This is a genomic window from Lonsdalea britannica, assembly GCF_002111595.1.
In the GTDB taxonomy this organism is placed as follows: domain Bacteria; phylum Pseudomonadota; class Gammaproteobacteria; order Enterobacterales; family Enterobacteriaceae; genus Lonsdalea; species Lonsdalea britannica.
In genome coordinates, this window is record NZ_LUTN01000002.1 from 224,881 (window position 1) to 248,933 (window position 24,053).

Annotated in this window: 19 protein-coding genes and 4 pseudogenes; 10 read left to right on the forward strand and 13 right to left on the reverse strand. The window is 55.6% G+C overall.

The window, feature by feature from the left end; all coding sequences use genetic code 11:
- Positions 1-311: 311 nt before the first annotated feature.
- Complete coding sequence (locus AU509_RS02465; RefSeq protein ID WP_094117616.1) at positions 312-896, reverse strand: CoA pyrophosphatase; 585 nt, start codon at positions 894-896, stop codon at positions 312-314.
- Positions 897-949: 53 nt separating this feature from the next.
- Positions 950-2,314 (reverse strand): aminodeoxychorismate synthase component 1, encoded by a 1,365-nt coding sequence (pabB, locus tag AU509_RS02470; protein ID WP_094117569.1) that lies wholly within the window; start codon positions 2,312-2,314, stop codon positions 950-952.
- A gap of 150 nt (positions 2,315-2,464) precedes the next feature.
- On the opposite strand from pabB, the gene AU509_RS02475 reads away from it, so the two are divergent.
- On the forward strand, positions 2,465-2,662 hold the full coding sequence (locus AU509_RS02475) for a YoaH family protein (protein WP_094117570.1): 198 nt from the start codon (positions 2,465-2,467) through the stop codon (positions 2,660-2,662).
- A 175-nt stretch (positions 2,663-2,837) separates the two neighbouring features.
- Here AU509_RS02475 and AU509_RS02480 read toward each other — a convergent pair whose 3' ends face one another.
- Positions 2,838-3,851, reverse strand: coding sequence for a hypothetical protein (locus AU509_RS02480; RefSeq protein WP_094117571.1), 1,014 nt, complete (start codon positions 3,849-3,851; stop codon positions 2,838-2,840).
- A 226-nt stretch (positions 3,852-4,077) separates the two neighbouring features.
- On the opposite strand from AU509_RS02480, the gene AU509_RS02485 reads away from it, so the two are divergent.
- The 5 genes and pseudogenes from AU509_RS02485 to rnd all read left to right on the forward strand — a co-directional run bounded on the left by AU509_RS02485 (position 4,078) and on the right by rnd (position 10,732).
- The gene (locus AU509_RS02485) at positions 4,078-6,000 is read left to right on the forward strand and encodes an ATP-dependent DNA helicase (protein ID WP_085652479.1); all 1,923 of its coding nucleotides are present in this window, start codon (positions 4,078-4,080) and stop codon (positions 5,998-6,000) included.
- Between the two features lie 63 nt (positions 6,001-6,063).
- Positions 6,064-6,765 (forward strand): tRNA (adenosine(37)-N6)-threonylcarbamoyltransferase complex dimerization subunit type 1 TsaB, encoded by a 702-nt coding sequence (tsaB, locus tag AU509_RS02490; protein ID WP_094117572.1) that lies wholly within the window; start codon positions 6,064-6,066, stop codon positions 6,763-6,765.
- A gap of 66 nt (positions 6,766-6,831) precedes the next feature.
- Positions 6,832-7,446 (forward strand): Slp family lipoprotein, encoded by a 615-nt coding sequence (locus tag AU509_RS02495; protein WP_094117573.1) that lies wholly within the window; start codon positions 6,832-6,834, stop codon positions 7,444-7,446.
- A 245-nt stretch (positions 7,447-7,691) separates the two neighbouring features.
- Positions 7,692-9,370 (forward strand): annotated as a pseudogene (fadD, locus tag AU509_RS02500) (long-chain-fatty-acid--CoA ligase FadD).
- 241 nt (positions 9,371-9,611) lie between these two features.
- Positions 9,612-10,732: pseudogene (gene rnd / locus AU509_RS02505) on the forward strand (ribonuclease D).
- Positions 10,733-10,927: 195 nt separating this feature from the next.
- Here the strand turns inward: rnd and minE are convergent.
- Genes minE through minC form a run of 3 tightly spaced genes read right to left on the reverse strand, consistent with a single transcriptional unit; the run spans position 10,928 to position 12,718 of the window.
- Positions 10,928-11,197, reverse strand: a complete 270-nt coding sequence (gene minE, locus AU509_RS02510; RefSeq protein ID WP_026739383.1) for a cell division topological specificity factor MinE — start codon at positions 11,195-11,197, stop codon at positions 10,928-10,930.
- A 3-nt stretch (positions 11,198-11,200) separates the two neighbouring features.
- Positions 11,201-12,013, reverse strand: a complete 813-nt coding sequence (gene minD / locus AU509_RS02515) for a septum site-determining protein MinD (RefSeq protein WP_085652475.1) — start codon at positions 12,011-12,013, stop codon at positions 11,201-11,203.
- A 21-nt stretch (positions 12,014-12,034) separates the two neighbouring features.
- On the reverse strand, positions 12,035-12,718 hold the full coding sequence (gene minC / locus AU509_RS02520; RefSeq protein WP_085652474.1) for a septum site-determining protein MinC: 684 nt from the start codon (positions 12,716-12,718) through the stop codon (positions 12,035-12,037).
- A 136-nt stretch (positions 12,719-12,854) separates the two neighbouring features.
- Between minC and AU509_RS02525 the strand changes: the two genes are divergently transcribed.
- The 3 genes from AU509_RS02525 (at position 12,855) to AU509_RS02535 (ending at position 14,683) form a co-directional block, all read left to right on the forward strand.
- Positions 12,855-13,127, forward strand: coding sequence for a YcgL domain-containing protein (locus AU509_RS02525; RefSeq protein WP_085652473.1), 273 nt, complete (start codon positions 12,855-12,857; stop codon positions 13,125-13,127).
- Between the two features lie 340 nt (positions 13,128-13,467).
- Positions 13,468-14,124, forward strand: coding sequence for a fumarylacetoacetate hydrolase family protein (locus AU509_RS02530; RefSeq protein WP_094117574.1), 657 nt, complete (start codon positions 13,468-13,470; stop codon positions 14,122-14,124).
- Positions 14,125-14,236: 112 nt separating this feature from the next.
- Positions 14,237-14,683, forward strand: a complete 447-nt coding sequence (locus tag AU509_RS02535) for a YcgN family cysteine cluster protein (RefSeq protein ID WP_026739388.1) — start codon at positions 14,237-14,239, stop codon at positions 14,681-14,683.
- Positions 14,684-14,878: 195 nt separating this feature from the next.
- Here the strand turns inward: AU509_RS02535 and AU509_RS02540 are convergent, their stop codons facing one another.
- From AU509_RS02540 to dsbB, 4 genes and pseudogenes are all read right to left on the reverse strand, one after another.
- On the reverse strand, positions 14,879-15,442 hold the full coding sequence (locus tag AU509_RS02540; protein WP_094117575.1) for a hypothetical protein: 564 nt from the start codon (positions 15,440-15,442) through the stop codon (positions 14,879-14,881).
- A gap of 318 nt (positions 15,443-15,760) precedes the next feature.
- On the reverse strand, positions 15,761-16,015 hold the full coding sequence (locus AU509_RS02545; protein WP_139824007.1) for a hypothetical protein: 255 nt from the start codon (positions 16,013-16,015) through the stop codon (positions 15,761-15,763).
- A gap of 232 nt (positions 16,016-16,247) precedes the next feature.
- Complete coding sequence (locus AU509_RS02550; protein ID WP_094117576.1) at positions 16,248-16,703, reverse strand: cupin domain-containing protein; 456 nt, start codon at positions 16,701-16,703, stop codon at positions 16,248-16,250.
- A gap of 268 nt (positions 16,704-16,971) precedes the next feature.
- A pseudogene (gene dsbB, locus AU509_RS02555) lies at positions 16,972-17,501 on the reverse strand (disulfide bond formation protein DsbB).
- 637 nt (positions 17,502-18,138) lie between these two features.
- On the opposite strand from dsbB, the gene fadR reads away from it, so the two are divergent.
- Positions 18,139-18,858, forward strand: coding sequence for a fatty acid metabolism transcriptional regulator FadR (fadR, locus tag AU509_RS02560; RefSeq protein WP_085652467.1), 720 nt, complete (start codon positions 18,139-18,141; stop codon positions 18,856-18,858).
- A 64-nt stretch (positions 18,859-18,922) separates the two neighbouring features.
- Here the strand turns inward: fadR and AU509_RS02565 are convergent.
- The 3 genes and pseudogenes from AU509_RS02565 to AU509_RS02575 form a co-directional block, all read right to left on the reverse strand.
- A pseudogene (locus AU509_RS02565) lies at positions 18,923-20,454 on the reverse strand (SpoVR family protein).
- Positions 20,455-20,757: 303 nt separating this feature from the next.
- Positions 20,758-22,521 (reverse strand): ABC transporter permease subunit, encoded by a 1,764-nt coding sequence (locus AU509_RS02570; protein WP_094117577.1) that lies wholly within the window; start codon positions 22,519-22,521, stop codon positions 20,758-20,760.
- Entirely contained in the window at positions 22,518-24,038 is a 1,521-nt protein-coding gene (locus tag AU509_RS02575) for an ABC transporter substrate-binding protein (protein ID WP_094117578.1), read from the reverse strand. Before AU509_RS02575 ends, AU509_RS02570 begins: the two co-directional genes overlap by 4 nt.
- Positions 24,039-24,053: the final 15 nt, after the last annotated feature.

Genomic DNA, 24,053 nt, shown 5'->3' on the forward strand with positions numbered 1-24,053 from the left:
TCCCCAGTTGGAAAGCGTCTTTTCGCATGAAATAAACTTATTTAATGCAGGCGTGAAGCCCACAAAAATCTAATGCTAAAGAGGGGAAACGGCAAGGTGTACAGCGGTTATGCGAGTCGTCCGGATTAAAAGCCGTCATTACGTGAAGTGGGGCTAAATCGAGACGGCACAGGGTGGTGTCGAACGTGTTTCCGATGACACGCCCGAGGTCGGTAGAACGGTAAACACGCCTTGCTGACGACGTGCGCACCGCGCTTGGGCGCTATCGAAAGGGGCGAATACCGGGAGAGATCAAAGTCGTGCGTTGGCGTTCAAAGCGCCTCGACCTGCAACGCGAGCTGGCGAATAATTGTCGCGGTCAGTCCCCACACCCACTGCTGCTGATAGCTGCGTAGATAAACGCGATGTCGGCGGTGTTCGCGCTCGATCTCCAGCCCATGATAGCGGTGTAAGGCAAAGGCTTCCCGTAGCGGCATCTCGAAGAGGGCGGCCACCTCGTCCGCCTGCGCCGTGAACGTCATGTCGGGGGGCAGCAGGCCCACCACCGGGGTGACTTGAAAGCCGCTGACGCTGTCTTGCGAGGGCAGCGTGCCGAGCACCTGAACGCGGGACGTCGGGATTGCCACCTCTTCATACGCTTCCCGCAGCGCAGTGGCGATCAGGGAAGGATCTTCCAGGTCGGCCGCGCCGCCGGGAAAGGCGACCTGACCCGCGTGTGTGCGGAGGTTCGCGGCACGTCGGGTCAACAGCAATGTGGGTTCGTAACGGCGAATAATCGGCACCAGTACGGCAGCCTGTCGCTGATAGCGGCTGGGCGGCGTCGCTTCCGGCGTTTGCAACTGAAAACGGGTGATGAACTGCGCCAAATCGAATGGCGGATCGGCCTCAGCGGTCATCGCAGGGTTTTGCAGGATCGTGTCTGTCACGTCAGCTCCTCGCCACATCGCCATCAAGCATGGGACAACAGTAAAGGCAGAATACGTCCGACCTTATCGAACGTTTCCTGATATTCCGCCTGCTCCTGACTGTCGGCGACAATCCCGCCGCCGGCCCAGCAGTAAATGGAACCTCGGTCGGTGACGAGCGTGCGGATGGTAATATTGGTATCCATGGTGCCGCAGAGGCTCAGATAGCCGACGCTGCCGCAATAAGCCGTCCTGCGCTGCGGCTCCAGCTCTTCGATGATCTCCATCGCCCGGACTTTCGGCGCGCCGGTGATAGAGCCGCCGGGGAAACAAGCCCGCAACAGGTCGGTCGCATGCAGCTCTGCGGGCAGTTCCGCTTCAATGGTGCTGACCAGATGATGCACAGCCGGAAAAGCTTCGACCACAAACAGCTCCGGCACACGGACGCTGCCGGGGGAGGCCACGCGGCCGATATCGTTGCGCAGCAGATCGACGATCATGAGATTTTCCGCGCGATCTTTGGTGGAGGCCGCCAGACGTTCCGCTTGTCTGGCGTCGTCGTCGGCGTCAGGCTGGCGGGGCAGCGTGCCTTTGATGGGGCGAGTCTGAATATGATGGTCGTTCAACCATAAGAAACGCTCGGGCGACACGCTGATGACCGCGTTGTGCGGGAGTCGGATAAAGGCCGAAAAGGGCGCGCGATTGCTGGCGGAAAGACGCAGGAACGCCTGCCACTCGCTGCCTTCATAACGGGCCTGAAAGCGTTGCGCCAGATTGACCTGATAGCAGTCGCCGGCGTGCAGATAATCCTGAATCTGACGAAACTTGGCGCCGTACTCTTCCCGCGACATGCTGGCCTGCCATGCGGAAGTCAGCGTGAAGGCGTCGTTAGGCGCGTCCTGTTGCGCTTTGAGCCAGGCGAGTCGTGGCGTCGGGTCGCCGTATGTGATTAGCGTGAGCCTGCGCTGATGATGGTCGGCGATCAGCGCCCAGTCATACAAACCGACGGCCATATCGGGGATATCGATATCCTGTGCGGCCCGCGTCGGCAGGCGTTCCACTCGACGGCCCAGATCGTAGCCAAACAGTCCCAATGCGCCGCCCTGAAACGGCAGATCCGGCGTCGGGGTTGCGGTCAGACCTAATCGTTTCAACTGGTCTTGCAGCAGTTCGAACGGGTCGGCCGGTGAGGTCTGAACGTTGCCGCCTTCGGCTATCTCCGTGGTGTCGCCGCGGGTCTGTAACGTGACGCGCGGATCGGCGACCAGGATATCGAACCGGTTATGCGTATGTTCAGCGGTGCCGGAGTGCAACAGCATCGCCCAGGGCAGCTCGGAGAGCGGGGCGAACTGGGTCAACAAAGCGTCCGGTTGGTAAGGCAGAGCATGGTAGACTAACGACATTGGCATATAGATTTTCGGGCGATCTCATACGGGTAGTGACCGGAAGTATACCGGTCGCGTGGACACGAAGGCATCACAAAATGCAAGCGTACCACACTCGTGAGACGTGCGACGTCAATGATGCCGGGACGATCCCGCCAGATTCAGGAGAGAAAAATGTTTGCAGGTATTCCGTCGCTCACGCATGAACAGCAGCAGCAAGCCGTCGAAGAAATCCACCGCTTGATTTCGGAAGGAATGAGCAGCGGCGAAGCCATTGCCCGTGTGGCGGAGGCGCTACGTCAGGGACATCAGGGAGAGCGTATCGTCGCGCGCTTCGAAGATGACGAAGAGGATGCCGGGCAGCAAGAGTAACTGATGCTCGACGCGGTCCAGACGCGGCGGATCATCGTCTGGCAACGATGTGATGTGTTGTCAGGCGGTGGCCTCAGGCGTCCGGCGCGTTGTCTCCCCATCGGTTCGACGCGTCGACGAGGAGACACTTAGGGCCTGTGAGTCCTTTATTCTATGATGAGGGTAAGTGACGCGGTTACCCCTGGAGATAAAGCGGACAGCGCTCGATGATGTTCGGCCTGATACCGAGAACGCCCTCGCCACGAAGGCGATAAACACTGCCTTCCGTCAGGTTAATTAAGCTGATGACTTTATGCGTCTGGCTGGGTAATCGCTGTGTCAGCATGGACTTCTTCTCTTTTTGTTCATAGATGCAGCTGATACGGTCGTTGATGGCCATAAACGGCGGTGCGGAAGTTAAACGCACCGGTTGGTGTACGGACGAATCGTTTTGATGCCAGCACATGATCAGCGAGCGATATTCACAGGTAAAAAAGAACGCTCTGTAGCGGACTTCATCCTCTCCTTTCCTTGCACTCCATGACATGTCTTGTACGTGATTCACATTGCCTTCCAGCAGGAGATCGCTGCCTTTTGCCTGACGACGCCACTGTTCATCGAGTTGTTTGACGATAAAATGGGAAGTGTTAGTAGGGGGTGACGTAAAAAAACGTCTGTCCCGGGTCTTCGCTTGAGCGAGATATTTCAACGACAATCTGCTTACCGGATGATAAAAAGCGAACAGGTTGCTCAGACTGACTGACGCTCCTATCCCCGCGAATATACCGACCAACGCTGCGATCGTGGCAAGGGCGGGGGAAGAATGAAAAAAAACGTACAACGCGATGACGGCCAGCAACGTTATCGCTAATGACACACTGCTTTGAATCAGCATCGGCCCCACTTTTTGAGACGCGCTTTCAGGTTCGAGTATCAAACCGTTGTCATCGGCAATCCAATGTATCCAGTAGCTTCCATCCCATAATCGATGGGCGCAAATGTACCAGTTTCCCTGAGGGGATAGGCGTTCAAATTGTTCGGGGTTGCTGTAGTTAGCTTTGTGGGTATAAAACGTATGGCCTTGGTGAGTGAGGCGCAAATAATATCCGCTGGAGCCTGCGTTGGGTGTGAAGGGTGTGCTGGGAATCGTAAAGGTATAAACATGGCTCAAAATCAAAATCCCTGATTTATCGTTATCGAACGTCGCCATTTTACCTTTTCGCTTCAGAGGAGAAAACCTCCCGCCCTAGCGCTAACCATGCGTTCCACCTATTCATCCTGTCCGAGGTAAACACAGGAACAGCGTCTGCGGCGCGTGCTTCCAACGACGGCGTGCCAACATATTAAGGTGGAGGCCGGGGGACGAGCTTGGCATAATCCCCTCACTCGCATCGGAGCCTCCGGTGCCGATTTATTCCCCAGCAAAGAGAGAACGCGTGGCTGCAGCAGCAAACGAGATCGATGATTTTGCCCCCGAGGGCGCATTGGCAAAGGCCATCAAGGGATTTAAGCCTCGAGAACCGCAGCGGCAAATGGCGGCCGCCGTCGCCGATGCCATCGCCCGGCAGAAGCCGCTGGTGGTTGAAGCGGGCACCGGAACGGGAAAAACCTACGCTTATTTGGCGCCCGCGTTGCGCGCCGAAAAAAAAGTGATTATTTCCACCGGCTCCAAAGCTTTGCAGGATCAGCTGTACAGCCGCGATCTGCCGACCGTGGCGCGTGCGCTTAACTATCCCGGCAAACTGGCGTTGCTGAAAGGGCGCTCCAACTATCTGTGTATTGAACGTCTGGAACAGCAGTCCATGACCGGGGGGGATCTTTCCAAAGATAACCTGCGCGAGCTGGTTAAGCTGCGTAGCTGGTCGTCGCTGACTGACGACGGCGACACCAGCGCCTGCCGCGATGTGCCGGAAGACAGCCATATCTGGCCGTTGGTCACCAGCACCAATGACAACTGCCTCGGCAACGATTGCCCGCACTATAAAGCGTGTTTCGTGGTCAAAGCGCGCCGTCGGGCGATGGATGCTGATGTCGTGGTGGTTAACCACCATCTGTATCTGGCGGATCGGGTAGTGAAAGAGAGCGGTTTTGCCGAGCTGATCCCCGACGGCGACGTTGTGATTTTCGACGAAGCCCATCAAATTCCCGACATCGCCAGCCAATATTTCGGTCAGCAACTGAGCAGCCGACAGCTGTTCGATTTGGCGCGAGATATGATCATCGCCTATCGCACCGAAGTGCGTGACGCGGCGCAGTTACAGAAAAGCGCCGATCGGTTGTCGCAAAGCACACAGGATTTTCGCCTGGCGCTCGGCGACCCCGGTTATCGCGGCAACCTTCGTGACGTTGTCACGGATACTGGACTGCAGCGCGCGCTATTGCTGCTCGATGATGCGCTGGAGCTGTGTTACGACGTCGCCAAGCTTTCTCTGGGGCGCTCCGCGCTGCTGGATGCCGCGTTTGAACGCGCCACGATTTACCGTAACCGGTTGAAGCGGCTGCTGGACGTACAACAGCCCGGTTACAGCTACTGGTATGAATGCACGAGTCGCCACTTTGTGCTGGCTTTAACGCCACTGTCGGTGTCTGACCGTTTTCATGACGTGATGAAAGAGAAGGCTGCGAGCTGGATCTTCACCTCCGCTACGTTGTCCGTGAACGACAAAATGGATCATTTCACCGCCCGGCTGGGACTGGAAGAGGCCGAAACGTTGCTGTTGCCGAGTCCGTTCGACTATGCCCGTCAGGCGCTGCTGTGCGTACCGCGTTTTCTGCCGGAAACCGCGCGCCGGGGCAGCGGTAAGCTGCTGGCGCAGATGTTGACGCCGCTGATTCAGGCTAATCAGGGGCGCTGCTTTATGCTGTGTACCTCGCATTTGATGATGCGTGAATTGGCCGCGGAGTTTCGCGCCAGCCTGACGCTACCGGTCTTGCTGCAGGGCGAAACCAGTAAAACCCAGTTGCTGTCGCAGTTTCTGGCGGCGGGCAACGCGCTGCTGGTGGCGACCAGCAGTTTCTGGGAGGGGGTGGACGTGCGGGGCGATGCGCTGTCCTGCGTCATCATCGATAAACTGCCGTTCACCTCGCCGGACGATCCGCTACTGAAAGCGCGCATGGAAGACTGCCGTCTGCGCGGCGGCGATCCCTTCAATGATGTGCAGTTGCCCGACGCCGTCATTACCCTCAAGCAGGGGGTGGGACGCTTGATCCGCGATGTCGACGATCGTGGCGTACTGGTGATTTGCGACAATCGTCTGGTGATGCGTCCCTACGGCGAAGTCTTTCTCAATAGTCTGCCGCCCGCGCCGCGTACAAGAAGCCTGCCGCAGGCGGTGGATTTCCTGACGCGCAAAGCGTAACGGCGTTCCGACTCTGTGCTATCATGCGCGCCGTTATACGTTTATTTCCCGCCTGAGGTTGGCATGTCTACGCGAATTTTAGCGCTTGATACCGCAACGGAAGCCTGTTCCGTTGCGTTGTGGAATGAAGGTAAAGTCCACGCATTATTTGAAGTTTGTCCCCGCGAACATACCCAGCGTATTTTGCCGATGGTTCAGCAAGTCCTGAGCGAACAGGGCCTGACGCTGAGCGATATGGATGCGTTGGCGTTCGGCCTTGGCCCCGGCAGTTTTACCGGCGTGCGTATCGGTATCGGTATCGCGCAAGGGTTGGCGCTAGGCGCCGACTTGCCGATGATCGGCGTCTCCACGTTGGCCACGCTGGCGCAGGGCGCTTTCCGCCTGACTGGCGCGACCCAGGTGCTGACGGCGATCGATGCCCGCATGAGCGAAGTCTACTGGGCGCAATATCACCGCGACGAACAGGGTTTCTGGCGTGGTGAAGAGACGGAAGCCGTACTCGCGCCCTCGCAGGTGCAGACACAAACGGCAGCGCTCAACGGTGCGTGGGCGACGGCCGGTACCGGCTGGCAAACGTACCCCGATTTAACCCAACCCGCCGACGCGGTGTTGCAAGATGGTCACTATCTGTTGCCGCAGGCGGAAGATATGTTGCCGCTGGCTTTGCAACAGTATCGCTCAGGCGCGACATTGCGCGTTGAGCAGGCTCAGCCGCGCTATCTGCGTAATGAAGTCGCCTGGAAAAAATTAGCGGGCCGCGAATAACGGACAACCGCAACTTATTGCATGGCTTATAGTCTAATAATCAGGCTATTAAACGAGAGGCATGCTATGTCGAGTGAACGGCAGTGGAGTCGTCGGGTGAAACGCGTTGTCTGTAGAACGGGCCGCTGCGGCCTGCTATTGCTTTCGCTGGGCGCGCTGAGCGCGTGCGTGACCGTACCCGAGTCCTTACAAGGGACATCGGCGACGCCGCAGATGGACTTGGTCCGGGTGATGAGCGCACCCGCCGTTTACGTCGGTCAAGAGGCACGGCTGGGGGGCAAAGTGGTGGCGGTGAGCAACGAGGCGAATCGCACCCGTTTGGAAATCAGCAGCATGCCGCTGGATGAGGGCGCCAAACCGATCTTGGGCGCGCCGTCGGAAGGTCGCTTCGTGGCTTATGTTAATGGCTTCCTGGAACCAACGGATTACACCAATCAACTGGTCACCGTTGTGGGGCCTATCACCGGATCCGAATCGGGCAAGATAGGCAACCGCCCGTACCGCTTTGTCGTCGTGCAGGCAGACCGCTATAAACGCTGGCGCGTCGTGCAGCAACTGGTGCCGACCGCAGGGATGTACGATCCTTGGTGGGGCTATCGCGGTCGCCCCGGCTGGGGACCTCGCTGGGGCTGGGACGATGGGGCCGGACCGGCCAGACTGGAAACGATCGTCACGGAATAACAGCGCGACCCGCGATTGTCTTTTGCACGACGATGCGCGGCACGATGTCTCGTGTGGGGGCGCGCTGGATAGCGATGACCGATGCAATGATTAACTAGGGTGACTCCGGTCACCTTATTTTTTGTGGATGATGGCATAGGCGGTTGAACGTTTGATACAGGCCGAGAAGCTCGCCCTGTCTGGGACAGGGGATGAGAGATTTCGCCAGCCCGTTCGCCGCCTAAGAAGACCTATGGAGTGAAGTCTTGGAAAAAATTTGGTTAGCGCGCTATCCGGCCGATGTTCCCGCAGAGATCGACCCGGATCGCTATTCGTCATTGGTGGAGCTGTTCGAAAATTCTATGGCGCGAAATGCCGATCGGCCTGCGTTCATCAATATGGGCGAGACGATGACCTATCGTCAGTTGGATGAGCGCAGCCGGGCGTTTGCCGCCTATTTGCAGCATCAGCTCAAATTGCAGAAGGGCGATCGCGTTGCGCTGATGATGCCCAACCTGTTGCAATATCCCGTCGCGCTGTTCGGTATCCTGCGGGCGGGCATGGTCGTGGTGAACATCAATCCGCTCTATACGCCGCGTGAACTGGAACATCAGCTGAACGATAGCGGCGCCAGCGCGATGGTGATTGTGTCCAACTTTGCTCATACGCTGGAAAAGGTGGTGTTCAATACCCCGGTGAAGCATGTGATCCTCACCCGCATGGGAGACCAGCTGTCAGCGGCAAAAGGCACGTTGGTGAATTTTGTCGTCAAATACATTAAACGACTGGTGCCGAAATACCATCTTCCCGACGCCATTTCCTTCCGCAGCGTACTGCAGCAGGGTAAGCAGATGCCTTACGTGCGTCCTGAACTGGATCGCGGCGATTTGGCCTTTTTGCAATACACCGGCGGCACCAGCGGCGTGTCCAAAGGCGCCATGCTCACGCATCGCAATTTGCTGGCTAACCTGACTCAAATCCGCGCGGCCTATGGTTCGTTACTGAATGAAGGCAACGATTTGATCGTCACAGCGTTGCCGCTGTATCACATCTTTGCGCTCCTCGTGAACTGCCTGTTGTTCATCGAAATGGGGGGGCAGAACCTGCTGATTACCAACCCGAGAGATATTCCGGGGATGGTCAAAGAGCTGGCTCGTCATCCGTTTACCGTCTTCAGCGGCGTCAACACGCTGTTCAACGCGCTATTGAATAATGACGATTTTCATCGACTGGACTTTTCGATGCTGCACCTGTCCGTTGGCGGCGGCGCGCCGGTCCAGCAGACGGTTGCCGAACGCTGGGAAAAACTCACCGGCAATCATTTGCTGGAAGGGTACGGGCTGACGGAAAGCTCGCCGCTGGTCACCGGCAACCCTTACGATATGGAGCAGTATACGGGCAGTGTCGGTTTGCCGATCCCCTCGACTGAAATTCGCATTGTAGATGAGCAAGGCAACGATGTGGCGCTGGGAGAGGCCGGTGAGCTGTGGATTCGAGGGCCGCAGGTCATGAAAGGCTATTGGAATCAGCCGGACGAGACGGCAGCGGTGCTGAAGGATGGCTGGCTGGCGACAGGTGACATTGTCACGTCTGACGCGCAGGGTTTCTTACAGATTGTCGATCGCAAAAAAGACATGATTCTGGTGTCAGGATTTAACGTCTATCCAAATGAGATCGAAGATGTCATCGTCCGTCATCCTGACGTGATCGAAGCGCGGCGGCCGTTGGCGTACCGAACGAGCTGTCAGGCGAGGCGGTCAAAGTGTTCGTTGTCCGTCGTCCCGGCAGCGCGCTGAATACGGATGCGCTGATTGCCCATTGCCGTCGTTATCTGACGGGCTATAAGGTGCCTCGCCAGTTCGAGTTTCGTGACGAATTACCGAAATCGAACGTCGGTAAAATCTTGCGGCGTGAACTCCGGGACGAGACGAAGCATCCCAGGTGATTGTTATACCGGACTGTTTGCAGGGTGTTAGCAGGGTATGGTTACCTCATGATCTTGGCTGTCAGACATCTGGCCCGGTTGACCTGATTCCATGACTCGGCCTCCTTTCCTTGCGCCGTGTCGCCGCTATTTGACTTCATAAGATGTGCATTTTTGCGTTTTCATGTCAGGCTCGCCGGTCTTTTCCGGCGTTCCTTTTATCGTCATGACCATTGTTGGACATAACCAAGAGAATAATGTTTTGAATTATCAGTTGATCACTACCGATGCCGGCTTATCACAGGTTTGCGCGCAGGCGCGCGCTACAACGCAAGTGGCGCTGGACACCGAATTTGTCCGGACGCGCACTTATTATCCACAGTTGGGACTGATTCAACTGTATGACGGTGAAACGCTGTCGCTGATTGACCCCCTCCCGATCGAGGACTGGGCGCCGTTTAAGGCCCTGCTTACCGACGCCAAGGTGACCAAATTTCTGCACGCCGGCAGCGAGGACCTGGAGGTCTTCCTGAACGCGTTCGGCTGTGTGCCGTCGCCGTTTATCGACACGCAAATTCTGGCCGCTTTTTTAGGCAAACCGTTGTCCTATGGCTTTGCCGCACTGGTGGCGGACTATCAGCAGGTGACGCTGGATAAAAGCGAGTCCCGCACAGACTGGATGGCGCGCCCGCTGAGCCAAAAACAGTGCGACTATGCGGCGGCCGACGTCTTCTACCTGCTGCCCATGGCAAAAACGCTGGTGGAGCAAATTCAGGCGACAGGTTGGACGGAGGCGGCGTTGGACGAATGTCAGCTGCTGTGCCGCCGACGTCAGGATATTTTGGCGCCGGAACTCGCTTACCGTGAGGTCGGCAACGCCTGGCAGTTGCGCGGCCGACAGCTGGCGTGCCTGCAACGTCTGGCTGACTGGCGTCTGCGTAAAGCGCGCGAACGCGATAGCGCGGTGAATTTCGTGGTACGCGAGGAGCACTTGTGCAGGTAGCACGTCATTTGCCGACCTCGCTGGGCGAATTGGATTCGCTGGGGCTGAGCGGTCCGGAAATTCGCTATCATGGTAAAACGTTGCTCTCGCTGGTGGCGGAGACCGTGGATCGGAATGAGGCTGACTTCCCGCCGCCGGTCGCGAACCTTCTCGACTACCCCGGTTACAAGTCGGTATTCAAGGAGATCAAGGCGCTGATTCAGGCGACCAGCGCCAGCAGCGGACTATCTGCGGAACTGCTAGCCTCGCGTCGTCAGATCAACCGCCTGCTCAACTGGTACTGGAAACTGTCTGTCGGTGGGAATACGCCTGAACTGGTTAGCGGCTGGCGCAACACGCTGTTCGGCGACGATCTGCGGGCGATTTTAAACCGCGATTAATCGCGGAGGACGTGGCGGTCGGCGGTGGAATACTGGCGGCTGCGATGTCCAGATCTTGCCGGAAAGGGCAACGGTAAGCTGAGGTCTTGCATCACGGGTGTATGACGACTGGCGGGGAATAAAGGCAAGAGCATGATCGCCGCGACCAGGCCCGACTGCGATTAGCAGGTGTCTGGCTCAGCCGCGGCGCGATGGTTACTTCGGCGTTTCTTCCGCTTCCGGCAAGGTGACGTTGAGCTCCAGAACGGAAATATCGTCACCTTTCTGTTCCAGCTGAACAGATACCATTTGCGGGTCAATCTGCACGTATTTGCAGATCACTTCCAGAATGTCTCGTTTCAACTGTGGCAGATAATGGGGTTCGCTATCCCCACGGCGCCGCTCCGCGACAATAATTTGCAGCCGTTCCTTGGCGATATTGGCTGTCGCTTTTTTGCGGGACAGAAAGAAATCGAGTAAGGCCATGGTTTACCCCCCAAAAAGTCGTTTGAGGAAGCTCTTCTTCTCTTCCTCGATAAAGCGGTAAGGGCGTTCTTCACCCAGCAAGCGATCTACAGTGTCGGCATAAGCTTTACCCGCATCGGCCGAGTCGTCCAGAATCACCGGTTCGCCCTGGTTGGAAGCGCGCAGCACCGACTGGTCTTCCGGAATGACGCCCAGCAGCGGAATGCGCAGAATTTCCAGCACGTCTTCCATGCTCAGCATGTCGCCACGGCTGACGCGGCCCGGATTGTAACGGGTCAGCAGCAGATGCTCTTTGATCGGATCTTCGCCACGTTCTGCGCGACGAGATTTGGATGACAGAATGCCGAGAATACGGTCGGAGTCGCGTACGGATGAGACCTCCGGGTTGGTGGTAATCACCGCTTCGTCCGCGAAGTAGAGCGCCATCAGCGCACCGGTTTCAATCCCCGCCGGAGAATCACACACGACGAAGTCGAAATTCATTTCGTTCAGACCATCCAGCACTTTTTCGACGCCTTCACGTGTCAGCGCGTCTTTGTCACGGGTCTGAGAAGCCGGGAGGATGTACAGATTTTCAGTGCGTTTATCTTTAATTAGCGCCTGATTTAGCGTCGCGTCACCTTGAATGACGTTGACGAAATCGTAAACGACGCGGCGCTCGCATCCCATGATCAGGTCAAGGTTGCGCAGGCCGATATCAAAGTCGATGACAACTGTTTTTTTGCCTTTTTGGGCTAAACCGGTAGCAATGGCCGCGCTTGAAGTAGTCTTGCCAACGCCCCCTTTACCCGATGTAACAACGATGATGCGTGCCATAAATGATTCCTTGTCAAGGGCTTAGTCTAGAGTTTGTATGTTAAGAACATTGTCCAGCAGGTTGAGATTTACCCGTGCAGCCTGCCCAAAAAAATCTTGCGGTATCTGGTCGCTAAGCCAATAACGGCCCGCGATGGAGACCAGTTCTGCGGCCAGATGGGTGCAAAAGATCTGGCTGTTAACGTCGCCAGATACGCCTGCCAGGGCACGGCCCCGCATCATGCCGTAAATGTGTATATTGCCGTCTGCGATGATTTCGGCGCCCGCGCTCACGCTGCTGGTGACGATGAGATCGCAGTTACGCGCGTAAATCTGTTGCCCGGAACGAACGGGCGCGCTGATCACCTTGGTTTTCACCGGCTCCGGAGGCGGGGCGGCGGGTTCGGAAGCCCGACGCTCTTTACCTTCGTTCAACAGCGGTAGTCCTGCGCGGACGATAGCTTGCTTGAGCTGTTCGTCTTTGCAGCCGCTAACGCCGACCACATGCAGACCGGAAGCGGCGACGGCTTGCTGCAGCGTCACCCAATCGGTGTCGGCGGTCAGTGTTGAGACATTGATGACAACGGGCGCGTTTTTAAGAAACGCGGGAGCCTGTTCGATTTTTTCCTGCAGGGCTTGGTAAATTACCTCGGGTTGAGATTCATGCAAATGAACCACCGATAAGGTAAAGCTGCTGCCTTTTAACTCAATTGGCGATTGTGACATCTATCCTGACTCAGTTTCGGCATCTTTAAACCCCCAGAGTAACATTTAACTATGATATTCCAGAGCGCTATAAGCATGTTATAGTCACATGTATATACAGGCAATACACGATACCCATTTAATTTAGAGTAAAAATATGTTTTGTGCGATCTATAGAAGTAACAAACGGGATCAGACATATCTTTATGTCGAAAAAAAAGACGATTTTTCGCGCATTCCTGAAACGCTGATGAAAAGTTTCGGTGCGCCGACTTTCGTGATGCTTTTACCGCTAGATGGTAGGAAAAAACTGGCGTCGGCTGATATCGACAATGTGCGGCAATCGCTTAAAGAACAAGGGTTTTACCTTCAGGTACCGCCCCCGCCGGAAAATTTGCTAAATATACATCAGTCGGCAGTTGAAAAATAATAGGGTTATTATTTTCGGACAATCCCTTATCGCCACGAGATATTAATGGCCTCGTAACGGAAAATAGTCAGGGCGCAAATTAATCTACAGGCTGACTTTTATTCAGGCCGTGTTTTATTTCCTGATTTTATATACAGTGATTTGTCGGCTTAATTGTTTATCCGCCCGTTTTGAATTTATCCAACGGGCTTTTTTTAGCCATGGATAATGACGAAATCTGACGACACTTTCGCTCACGTTTGCGTGCTTATCTTTTTGTCATCAGTATCGGTATGATGGGGAGCCTGGCGCCGCGGCGTGCCGGGGTCAATATCTCAACAGACAGGTCAGGAGATGATGCATGTATCAGCACAGAGACTGGCAGGGAGCGTTACTGGACTTCCCTGTCAATAAAGTAGTGTGTGTCGGCAGCAACTATTCCGAACACGTCCGGGAAATGGGCAGTTCCACGTTTCCAGAGCCGGTGTTGTTTATCAAACCTGAAACGGCGATCTGCGATCTCCGTCAGCCCCTTTCCATTCCTCACGATTTGGGCGCGGTACATCACGAGGTTGAACTGGCCGTATTGATCGGCACTCCGCTGAAACAGGCAAACGAAGATCGCGTCGCTCGGGCCATCGCTGGCTACGGCGTGGCGCTCGATTTAACGCTGCGTGAGCTACAGGCGTCCTTTAAAAAAGCCGGTCAGCCGTGGGAAAAAGCGAAAGGGTTTGATGGTTCATGTCCGGTATCCGGTTTCATCCCTGTCGCAGAATTCGGCGATCCGCAGAATACGGATCTGACGCTGAGCATCAACGGCGAAGTCCGGCAGCAGGGAAATACGCGCGACATGATAACGCCGATTTTACCGTTGATCGCCTATATGAGCCGTTTCTTCACCTTGCGCGCCGGGGATATCATCCTGACAGGGACACCGCAGGGCGTCGGGCCGCTGCTGTCGGGCGATACGCTGAAAATTGCTTTGAACGATAAAACGCTGGAAACCCGCGTGATTTAGTCATACTCAGGCCATCTGTCCGGTGTGGCAGGTGGCTTCTCCTCATTAAACGACCTCGTTAAAATTAACACTGTTAGACGGGCTGTTTCCCGTCACCTTGGATACTATTGCAATGAATCAATCACCTTTTTGGCAACATAAAACACTGGCTGAAATGTCTGACGAAGAGTGGGAAGCCCTCTGCGACGGATGTGGCCGCTGTTGCCTGAATAAGCTTATTGATGCTGATACCGAAGAGCTGTACTTCACCAATGTCGCTTGTAATCAGCTGAACATCAAAAGTTGCCAATGCCGCAACTACGCCCGCCGCTTCGAATACGAGCCGGACTGCATCAAGCTGACACGGGAAAATCTGTTGTCGTTCGAATGGTTGCCGGAAACTTGCGCTTACCGCCGGATCCACGAAGGCAAAGGTCTGGCGAGCTGGCATCCGCTGATTGCCGGTTCAAAACAGGCGATGCATCAGGAACGTATTTCGGTACGCAATATTGCTGTCCGCGAGCGTGACGTCGTTGACTGGCAGGACCATATTCTGAATAAACCTGATTGGGCTAGGTAAGCTTAGGATCTCTTAAAGGAAAGCTGCTGCGGGTTTCAAGCCTGTGGCAGCGGTGGGGCAATATCCGCCTAGTTTTGCGCCCATACTGGGCTGATCTTCGCTATTGTTCGTCGTCTTTTTTCCGTCATTGTTGCCACTCTGCCGCCACTCCCTTTGAATCGTATGCGCCGTGTAAGCATTGTTGAGCGCGGCGAATTAGACGTTGGCCTTGTGTTGGGCGTCCTGGCTGATTGATTTCAGCATCCTCAGTCTGATCAATCCGCTTACCGGTCTAATTATGTACCAGTAGGGAGCAAATTTACGTTGTGCGGTGTTATCCAGGCAGAGCACCCGTGTTTCTGTTCTCAGTCGAGAAGAGGTGTTGCTTAATCGCTCAATGGAGAAACTCAAGGCCAGTTTGGCTGAGCCTGGTTCATTAAACGCCAGAAAATCTGCGGCATCAACGAGTGTGGTTTGACCGTAATCTGAGCGCCAAAACTTTCCCGCTAATCCAAACACAACATCCTGATCGCTTCTTTGTTCTAACATCGTGAAATTGTCCATGTTGAAGGGTTTTCGATACGCAAAATCTTTGCCCTTCATTCGGTCATAAAGACGGATTGGCAGTTCGCGCAGGGTAATTGCACTGCGGAATAAATAATCATTATCGGGTCGATAGCTAAGCACGGCGGCCATAATATGTTCTGGTGTTGCAGCGACGCCCAGGGAATGGTTTTCGCTGAAATGGCAGGCAGGCAAATACTGATCAATTAAATCCATGTGGGTTTCCCAATAAAGATATGAGTCGTCAGTGCAGTGAAACAGGTGGGACATTCTGGCACGTCGTCAGATCTGACGCACCAAAGAGCGGGCGTATGGACAGGACACAGAGCATAAAACAGGGCTTAAAACATGAATATCGCTGAATCGACTTGGCGCTGATGGGGAGCCGCAGAAATCTGATCTCTGGTTGCCTGAACTCGGTATGGGATATCCTCGTGGTCAATGTTTTACCACGGGAATATCGGTATCCGGCGTGCTGTTTTATTGCGTGATTTATGCCTCAGCCTTTATCAACACGGCTTCGGCTTTAAGCTCTTACTCCTGGTCAGTTTTTTTGACCGTACCCAGTTTGATAGTTTCCACAATCATATCGTTGATGTCTTCGGCCACCGCAGCGGCGTCCTCATCGTCCAGCTTGGACAAATGCTCGTAGTCCGATTTCACCACCCGCGTTTCTGCCAGCTTTCGCAGGCTTTCCCTTTGCTCGTCGTTCATGATGGAAATCATAAATCCAATAACGGTTCGCAGCGCGGTAACTTCTTTCAACAGATAGAGATCGGCAGTGATCATGGTCGTATATCCCATAGAGTAGCGATGGAGTTTCACTTTCAATATAGCGCATAAATTCAAGGGGTATTTACGAAGGGAGAAACCGTTTCACGGCTGAAGAGGGTTGGAGAGTGGAGGGTGCGCGTCGTCAGGAGCGGAGGAAGTACCAGGGGGGAAATCGCTCAGCGCTATCTCCTAACGCATGACATCATCAAAAAAGCCCTGAATGTCAGGGCTTCTACGAAGATGGGGGTTATTTGTCGGACGTAAAGTAGTCTTTATCGCCTTCCATCGGAATGTAGGCGCGGACCCATTCGTTACCGTCAATAATTTCCCAACTATGGCCAGGACCTTTCAGATCTTCAGCCAACAGAACGGTGCCTGGTGCGATGATGAAGGTAGAGCCATTGCTGACTTTGAATTTCAGCGTACCTTTCAGCGTGATTACATACTGTTTTCTCGGAGCAGCATGGGTATTCTTTTCCCAATCCTCAGTCGAGTTGCTGATCCAAAATTTTTGTGTCGGGATCTTTTCCAGCGCAGGAATACTGCCTTTAACGAAGCTGGAATTGTCACCCTCGACGTTGATCAGTTTGATTGCGGGGATTCTAACTTCTTCGCTGCCTGTGACCTTGCCAGATTCACAGTAGCCTTTCACGGACACGGCCAAAGCTGCAGCCATCAAAAGAAATGCTTTTACTTTTTTCATCTACTCGAGCCTAAAAAGAGGTTGGTTATTATTAGCCTGACCATAGTCAGGCTGGCTGAAGATGTTAGAGGAAAGCAACAAAAAGGCCATCAATTGCTGCCAGCGGTAAAACCGATGAAACGGCGACGATGACTGAACGGCAACGGAAGAGAAAGAAAGAAAGGAAGAGGGAGAGGGAGAGGGAGAGGGAGAGGGAGATATTATCGTGGTGCGGGAGGAAAAACGCCCGGCTGGGTGCTGACAGGTAGCCGGGCGGAAGACGGCGTGATTAACGGAAAAGGTCGCGGCGTTTGGGTCTAAACAATTGAGCAATCAGCACCAGCGCGCAAACCAGCAGATAGGCGCCGAAGATCACGATCATCCACTGCGGCATTTCCAGTCCCATAAAGTGCCACTGACGTTCGGCACAGTCACCCGAGGCGCTGAACACGGCCGGGGCCCATTTGTCCAAAGGCAGCCATGAAGGGAAGTTGACGAAAAAGTCGCAGGTGGCGAAAGGCGAAGGGTGAAGCTGAATATCGGTATGTTTCAACGCCAGCAACAGGCCTTCGAACGCGCTGTAGAGCCACAGGGCGATGGCTGGTAAACGAATCACGACGCTGCCTGGCGCGATAGCGCCGACAAGTCCGGCCGCCATGATGCCAAACATCGCGTTACGTTGATAAATGCAGAGAACGCAGGGTTTCAACAACATAACATGCTGGAAATAGAGCGCGATCAGTTCGAAGATTAGGCTGGTCAGTGCCAGGAGCAGCCAGCCGTCCGGCCATGCGAGCAACGGTTTAAATATCGCAACATCAGCAGCATAAAAGTATTCCATGCAAAACGTTCGAATTATAACAGCGCTATCAATTTCGCTGTCCTCACAAAGAGTGGTGCTCTCAACAATAATCACTGTCTGAGAGATGAAATCATCTTTTCTTCAGAGCGGAAATTTTACGCCGTGTAGCCCATACTCTTTTGTTTTTAAAGGTGATATCAGAAAGAACTGGATGTTTTCACCTGAGTGTTACTATACACGATATAGGCTGGCGGATGGACTCGCGCGGCGCGTTATATCGGCAGCGATCGCAACAAATATGTGTCAGGCTGTAAATTCTCAGGCGAGAGCGGCGCGGGCTTTGCTCATCGCCATGGGCATGTTGAATAACGCGGATAAATCAACCCTGACGATCCGTTAATAGACAAAAGCTGCCCAGGATGTGTTCCATGTCATAACTCGACATTTTTCTCCCCCTTAAAACTTCTTACAATATAAAATGATGTCTTGATACGAATTTCTCGGTGATGTGAGCCTCAGTGTCGCTGTCTGAGCCGGTGTACGGGGGTTTGCTACTGGATTGATTTGTCACTCCCGGAAACTATGTGATGGTAAAGGGGTTTGTTATGATGATGTTTACTTTCATGGGTAAGCATCGCTACGGAATATAAACTTATGGTTATAAAGGCGCAAAGTCCGGCGGGATTCGCGGAAGAGTATATTGTTGAAAGTATATGGAATAATCGATTCCCCCCGGGGACTCTCCTGCCCGCAGAAAGGGAGTTATCCGAACTCATCGGTGTCACGCGCACCACGCTAAGGGAAGTCTTGCAGCGTCTGGCTCGTGACGGATGGCTAACGATTCAGCACGGTAAGCCGACCAAGGTTAATAATTTCTGGGAAACTTCCGGTCTGAACATCCTTGAAACGTTGGCGCGTCTCGACCATGATCGCGTGCCGCAGCTCATCGATAACCTCCTGTCTGCGCGAACCAATATCGCGGGTATTTTCATTCGGACTGCGGTGCGCCAACATCCCGAACAAGCGTTGGAAATCCTTCAGCAGGCCGATACCGTTAGCGACACCGCTGATGCTTTCGCGGAACTGGATTACGCGATATTTCGAGGACTGGCTTTTGTGTCGACCAACCCGATTTACAGCCTGATTCTTAATGGGTTGAGAGGGTTGTACATCCGCGTTGCTCGCTACTACTTTTCCAATCTTGACGCCCGCGAACTGGCGCTGAAGTTTTATCGCCAGCTTGGCACCTTGTGTCGCGAAGGTCGTTACGAACAGGTTCAGGAAACCGTGCGTGAGTATGGCAAAGAGAGCGGCGCCCTTTGGCATGGCATGCAGAACGCCATTCCTCACGATCTGGCCGGGGGCGGCCGCTGATCTGAGCGAATAAAAACGGGTAACCCTGTCAAAGCGGTTACCCGTTGCTTCATCGGTTTAACGACTAGGGCTGATTGCGTGGCGGGCAGCGGTCAATAAGCTCTACGCTGCCATCGTCATTCAACTGCTCCATAAACACTTCAAAACCCCACAGTCGATAAACGTGTTTCATCACTTCATGGCTGCTCTTATCAAGCGGGGCCCGGTTCTGCGGGATATAGCGCAATGTCATCGAGCGGCTACCGCGCAGGTCGACATTCCAAATCTGTATGTTGGGTTCGATATTACTCAGGTTGTACTGAGCTGAGAGCTCCTGACGAATTTTCTTGTAGCCTTCCTCGTTGTGGATGGCCGCAATCTCCAGGTAGTTATTACTGTCATCATCCAACACGGTAAACAACCGGAAATCACGCATCACCTTCGGCGACAGGAACTGGCTGATAAAGCTTTCGTCTTTGAAGTTTTGCATCGCGAAATGCAGCGTGTCCAACCAGTCTGCACCGGCGATATCCGGGAACCAGTAGCGATCTTCCTCCGTGGGTTCCTGACAGATGCGCTTGATATCCTGGAACATGGCGAAGCCAGCGCATACGGGTTGATACCGCTGTAATAAGGGCTGTTATACGGCGGCTGATAGACCACGTTGGTGTGGCTGTGCAAAAACTCCATCATAAAGCGGTCGGAGACTTTGCCCTCGTCGTACAGGTGATTCAGGATGGTGTAATGCCAGAAGGTCGCCCAGCCTTCGTTCATGACCTGCGTCTGCTTCTGCGGGTAGAAATACTGACTGACTTTACGCACGATGCGCAAGACTTCACGTTGCCAGGGTTCCAGCAGCGGCGCGTTCTTCTCCATAAAGTAGAGCAGGTTTTCCTGCGGCTCCGTGGGGTAACGCGGCGTTTTTTCCGGCGCGGATTCGAGCTCGCGGCGCGGCAGGGTTTTCCAAAGATCGTTCACCTGACTTTGCAGGTAGGCTTCACGACTTTTCTGCCGCAGCTGCTCTTCTTCCAGCGAGATTTTCTGCGGACGTTTATAGCGATCCACGCCGTAGTTCATCAGGGCGTGACACGAGTCCAGCAGGCGTTCGACTTCCACCACGCCGTAGCGTTCTTCGCAGCGCGCGATGTACTGACGGGCGAAAATCAGATAGTCCACGATGGAACTGGCGTCGGTCCAACTGCGGAACAGGTAGTTGCCTTTGAAAAAAGAGTTATGGCCGTAGCAGGCGTGCGCGATAACCAGCGCCTGCATGGTCATGGTGTTCTCTTCCATCAGGTAGGCGATACACGGGTTGGAGTTGATGACGATCTCATACGCCAGCCCTTGCTGCCCGTGCTTATAAAGCTGTTCGGTTTCGATGAACTTCTTGCCAAACGACCAGTGCGTATAGTTGATGGGCATGCCGATGCTGGAGTAGGCATCCATCATCTGCTCGGAAGTGATAATTTCAATCTGGTGGGGGTAGGTGTCTAACCGATATGACTTGGCGATCCGGTCGATTTCATCCAGATAGTCCTGAAGCAAGTCAAACGTCCAGTCTGGCCCATCGCTCAGACATTGTGGGTTTCTTACCCGATCATCAATTGATACAGCCATCTGCGCGCCCTCACAATTACTTGTCACCACATTAGCGTGTGACACTTTTTAATCGTAGTTCAATCTGAAAAATCAGTGCCATGGATGTGTATTATTCGGTTGGCGAGTGATTCATCTTACGTCCCTGTCGTCTCATCCGCGTAATAAATAAAAGCTATATCAACGCAAATTCGTGTGTCGGAAAGCCGCGTTGGGAAGTGAACTCAGTTTGTTATACGGCTTTCACTGTGGGGAGAATATTCGCGCGGCTGAGATGGTGCGCACGGCCCGGGGAACGAATCCCGCGGGCGATGCGTCACACTATTAGCGGCGTGATAGGTGACTCAGCGAAACCATCAGCACCGAGAGCAGAATCAATGCGCTGACCGGCGCGACGACGCTCCAGGGTGCCCGTTCGACATACGGCATGCCTTCCGCCAGAATTCGTCCCCATTCAGGTGCGGGCGGCTGTTGTCCCAGGCCCAAAAACCCCAGAGAAGCCAGCGCCAGCGCGATGCCCGGCAGGCGTAACATGGCGTGGCGCATGAGCGGTCCCAGCAGGCCCGGCAAGATATAACGTATCAGGCACTGACGGCGTCCCATCCCCAAAATGGGGGCTAGGCGTACATAGGGGCGTGCGTGAATTTCGGTTACCAGCGCGGCGGTATGCGCGGCCAGCGGCGCCCAACTGACCAACATAACGGCGATGGCCGCGCCAAGGATAGAAGGCCCATACAGCGCGGTCACCACCATACCCGAAATGACGGGCGGCAGAGCGTTCGTCATTTCAATCGGTCCGGTAAATAACCGGGGAAACAGACCGACGGTTATTCCGACCGCCAGGCTGGCCAGCGTGACGACCAGAGCCGTCAGTAAGGTGACGATCGCGCCGTGGGCGACGCGGGCCAACAGGTCGCGCCCGGTCGCGTCCGCGCCAAAAGGCAGCCTCAGCGAAGGTGCCTGCAGGCGCAGGAAGTCCGAAGAGAGTGGGTCGCGCGGAAGCCCGACAACCAGCAGCAGCGTCAGCAGACCTCCCGCCAGCGCGGGGACCCAGAAAGCACTCGGGCGGACTGGAGAGGCATTGATCGGGACCGGCAAAGATGCCGTCGCGGTCGCACGACCCAATAGCGCATGGCGCAGCAGAGCAATACCGCCGCCCGTCGCCGTGGCGATCAGCAGCAGAAGCAGAATGCCGCACTGTAACGCGGGCAGATCCTGCGCGGCGGAGGCGCCTAACGTGGCGCGTCCTAATCCGGGAATCGCAAAGACTTTTTCGACGGCCACCGCGCCACCGGTCAATCCGACTAATACCAGCCCGACCTGAGGCAGAACTGCCGGAAGAGTGCGTCGAATGACGGCCAACAGGCATGCCGAGCGCGAGAATCCGGCGACATGCCATGTGATTAACCAGGGCTCGGCAAAGGTGGACGCCAGCGTGTCGCTGAACAGTTTTCCCAGCAGTCCACCCGCGGGGAGTCCCAATGCCAGCGCGGGCAGTACGGCGAACTCCCAGCCACGCCAGCCGTAGGGCGGAAACAGATGCAACCATACGGCACCGGCGAGCAGCAGAAAGGCCGCCAATAAAAACTCCGGCATGGCGGTGAGGGCGACGGCGAGAAGTCCGCTGCCGCTCCGGCTATCGCCGCGAAGCCCCCGGATCACCGTGGGCGCGCACAGCAAGATCGTCACCATGAAGGCGACCAGCAGCGCGCAGCTCATCAGCAGTAACGAGACGCTGGTGGCCGACAACATGCCCGGCAGCACCGGGTTGCCGGATACCCAGGAAACACCGGCATCGCCATGCAGCAGACCGATGAGCCATCGCCACAGCAGGGGGAATGGTCCCTGGTCAAGCCCGTAATGCTGGCGGATCGCCGTCAACGCTTCCTCTGTGGCTTCCTGCTCTCCGGAGCGCGCGCGCAGGAGAGTAAGCGCTGGATCGCTGCCCGAAAGCCAGGGTAAGAGTCCGATCAGCGTTACAATGCCTGCGGCCATCAACACACGGGACAATAGGGCTAGCCCCGGTCCTGCCAGCGCGGCTTGGGTGGACGTGCGGGCGCAGTCTCGACAAACCATCGGTTCGATCATGGTATTGGCTGCGCCTCATTAAGCACGGTCTGCGGGGTAATCAACTCCCGCTCTCGTGGATCGCGCATAACCTGACGCGCCCGAACAGACTCGCCCTGAATAACCCGTTCATGCAGTAGCGGTATGGCGGCATCGGTGGCAAGAATGTGTCTTTCGGCGCGCATGATGGCTCGCCGACGAGCCTCGCCTGCCGGTATTCCAGCCGCCTCCTGTAAGGCATGGTCGATGTCGGGGTGACAGAGCTGCGAGATATTGAAAGAACCATGGCAGGCGAAATCGCTGTACATGTAAGCTACCGGATCGCCAGAGTCCAAAACCGTCGCCCGGGACAGAATGAAAGCATCGAATTTGCCGGCCAGCGCGTCAGACTCTATCTGCGCGTATTCACGTACCTCTTGTTTGACGGTGAAGCCGGCTGCACTGAGCTGTTGCGCCAGATAAACGGCGACTTCCGGCAGCTCGGTACGGTCGCTGAAGGTCGCCAGCGTAATGGTCGCGCCATGGGGGGCTCCGGCAGGCGTCGGCGAGGTGACAGGCTGACGTAGCGGGGCCGCCCACGGCAACGCTGGCCCCAGTAGCCCGACGGCCACATCCGCCCGCTGTTCATAGACGCCATCCACCAGCGCCTTGCGATCAATGGCGTCGCGTGCGGCAGCGCGCAGCGCCGGATCGCTAAATGCGCCGCGGCGGGTATTCAGGTACAGCGTATTGGTGCGCGGCATCGGGACTTCATGCACGCGGCTCGCGTCAAGTAACGGCGCCTGAGAGACGGGGATGGTCTCGACGACATCCGCTGAATGCGTACGCAGCGCCGCGGCACGCGCGGCGCCGTCCGGTACAAAATCAACGTCGATACCGGGCGCAGCCGCGGGTGTTCCCCAATAGTGCTCGAATCGGTCGAGATGCGCGCTGGACGTGCCGTTAACGCGGGTCAGCACAAACGGGCCGGTTCCGGCATTGAGGGGATTCACGATACCGTTTTTTCCATAGGCGGCGGGCGAGAGGATCGCCAACTGGGGACTGGATAAACGTTGCGGTAATAGCGGGTCGGGGCGCGTCGTTTTGATGATGACGGCACGATCGCCGTCGGCCCGAATCGTCAGTTCGACGCCGTCCAAAATGCGCGGCTTAGGAACCGCGCGTGTCGCCGCCGTCAGCGCGTTGACCACCGATGCCGCATCCATGCTGCTGCTATCATGAAATTCGACGCCGGGGCGCAGGCTAAACTGCCAGGTCGTTTCGTCCTGCTGTTGCCATTGGGTTGCCAGCGCTGGCTGCGCGTCTCCATTCGCGTCCAGCTTGACCAAGGTTTCGGCGGTGCTCCAGCGGGATAGTTTAAAGGCGTCATCGCTGAAGGGAGACAACGCAGAGCGTGGCGGCAGCAGCATAGCCACACGGATACGCGGTGAGTCGGCCCCCTCCGTGGTCGGCGTTTCCGTGTCGAAACAACCGGCAAGTAGCAAACTGCCGATTAACCAGGCCGGGGAAGGGCGTTTAAGCGATAAAAGGAGCTTCATACAAAAATCCTTCTT

Bases quoted from the DNA above. Each gene is read 5' to 3' on its own strand.
- AU509_RS02465 (WP_094117616.1), bottom strand. From the start codon at position 896: ATGACCGCTGAGGCCGATCCGCCATTCGATTTGGCGCAGTTCATCACC.
- pabB (WP_094117569.1), bottom strand. From the start codon at position 2,314: ATGCCAATGTCGTTAGTCTACCATGCTCTGCCTTACCAACCGGACGCT.
- AU509_RS02475 (WP_094117570.1), top strand. From the start codon at position 2,465: ATGTTTGCAGGTATTCCGTCGCTCACGCATGAACAGCAGCAGCAAGCC.
- AU509_RS02480 (WP_094117571.1), bottom strand. From the start codon at position 3,851: ATGGCGACGTTCGATAACGATAAATCAGGGATTTTGATTTTGAGCCAT.
- tsaB (WP_094117572.1), top strand. From the start codon at position 6,064: ATGTCTACGCGAATTTTAGCGCTTGATACCGCAACGGAAGCCTGTTCC.
- AU509_RS02495 (WP_094117573.1), top strand. From the start codon at position 6,832: ATGTCGAGTGAACGGCAGTGGAGTCGTCGGGTGAAACGCGTTGTCTGT.
- minE (WP_026739383.1), bottom strand. From the start codon at position 11,197: ATGGCCTTACTCGATTTCTTTCTGTCCCGCAAAAAAGCGACAGCCAAT.
- minD (WP_085652475.1), bottom strand. From the start codon at position 12,013: ATGGCACGCATCATCGTTGTTACATCGGGTAAAGGGGGCGTTGGCAAG.
- minC (WP_085652474.1), bottom strand. From the start codon at position 12,718: ATGTCACAATCGCCAATTGAGTTAAAAGGCAGCAGCTTTACCTTATCG.
- AU509_RS02525 (WP_085652473.1), top strand. From the start codon at position 12,855: ATGTTTTGTGCGATCTATAGAAGTAACAAACGGGATCAGACATATCTT.
- AU509_RS02530 (WP_094117574.1), top strand. From the start codon at position 13,468: ATGTATCAGCACAGAGACTGGCAGGGAGCGTTACTGGACTTCCCTGTC.
- AU509_RS02535 (WP_026739388.1), top strand. From the start codon at position 14,237: ATGAATCAATCACCTTTTTGGCAACATAAAACACTGGCTGAAATGTCT.
- AU509_RS02540 (WP_094117575.1), bottom strand. From the start codon at position 15,442: ATGGATTTAATTGATCAGTATTTGCCTGCCTGCCATTTCAGCGAAAAC.
- AU509_RS02545 (WP_139824007.1), bottom strand. From the start codon at position 16,015: ATGATCACTGCCGATCTCTATCTGTTGAAAGAAGTTACCGCGCTGCGA.
- AU509_RS02550 (WP_094117576.1), bottom strand. From the start codon at position 16,703: ATGAAAAAAGTAAAAGCATTTCTTTTGATGGCTGCAGCTTTGGCCGTG.
- fadR (WP_085652467.1), top strand. From the start codon at position 18,139: ATGGTTATAAAGGCGCAAAGTCCGGCGGGATTCGCGGAAGAGTATATT.
- AU509_RS02570 (WP_094117577.1), bottom strand. From the start codon at position 22,521: ATGATCGAACCGATGGTTTGTCGAGACTGCGCCCGCACGTCCACCCAA.
- AU509_RS02575 (WP_094117578.1), bottom strand. From the start codon at position 24,038: ATGAAGCTCCTTTTATCGCTTAAACGCCCTTCCCCGGCCTGGTTAATC.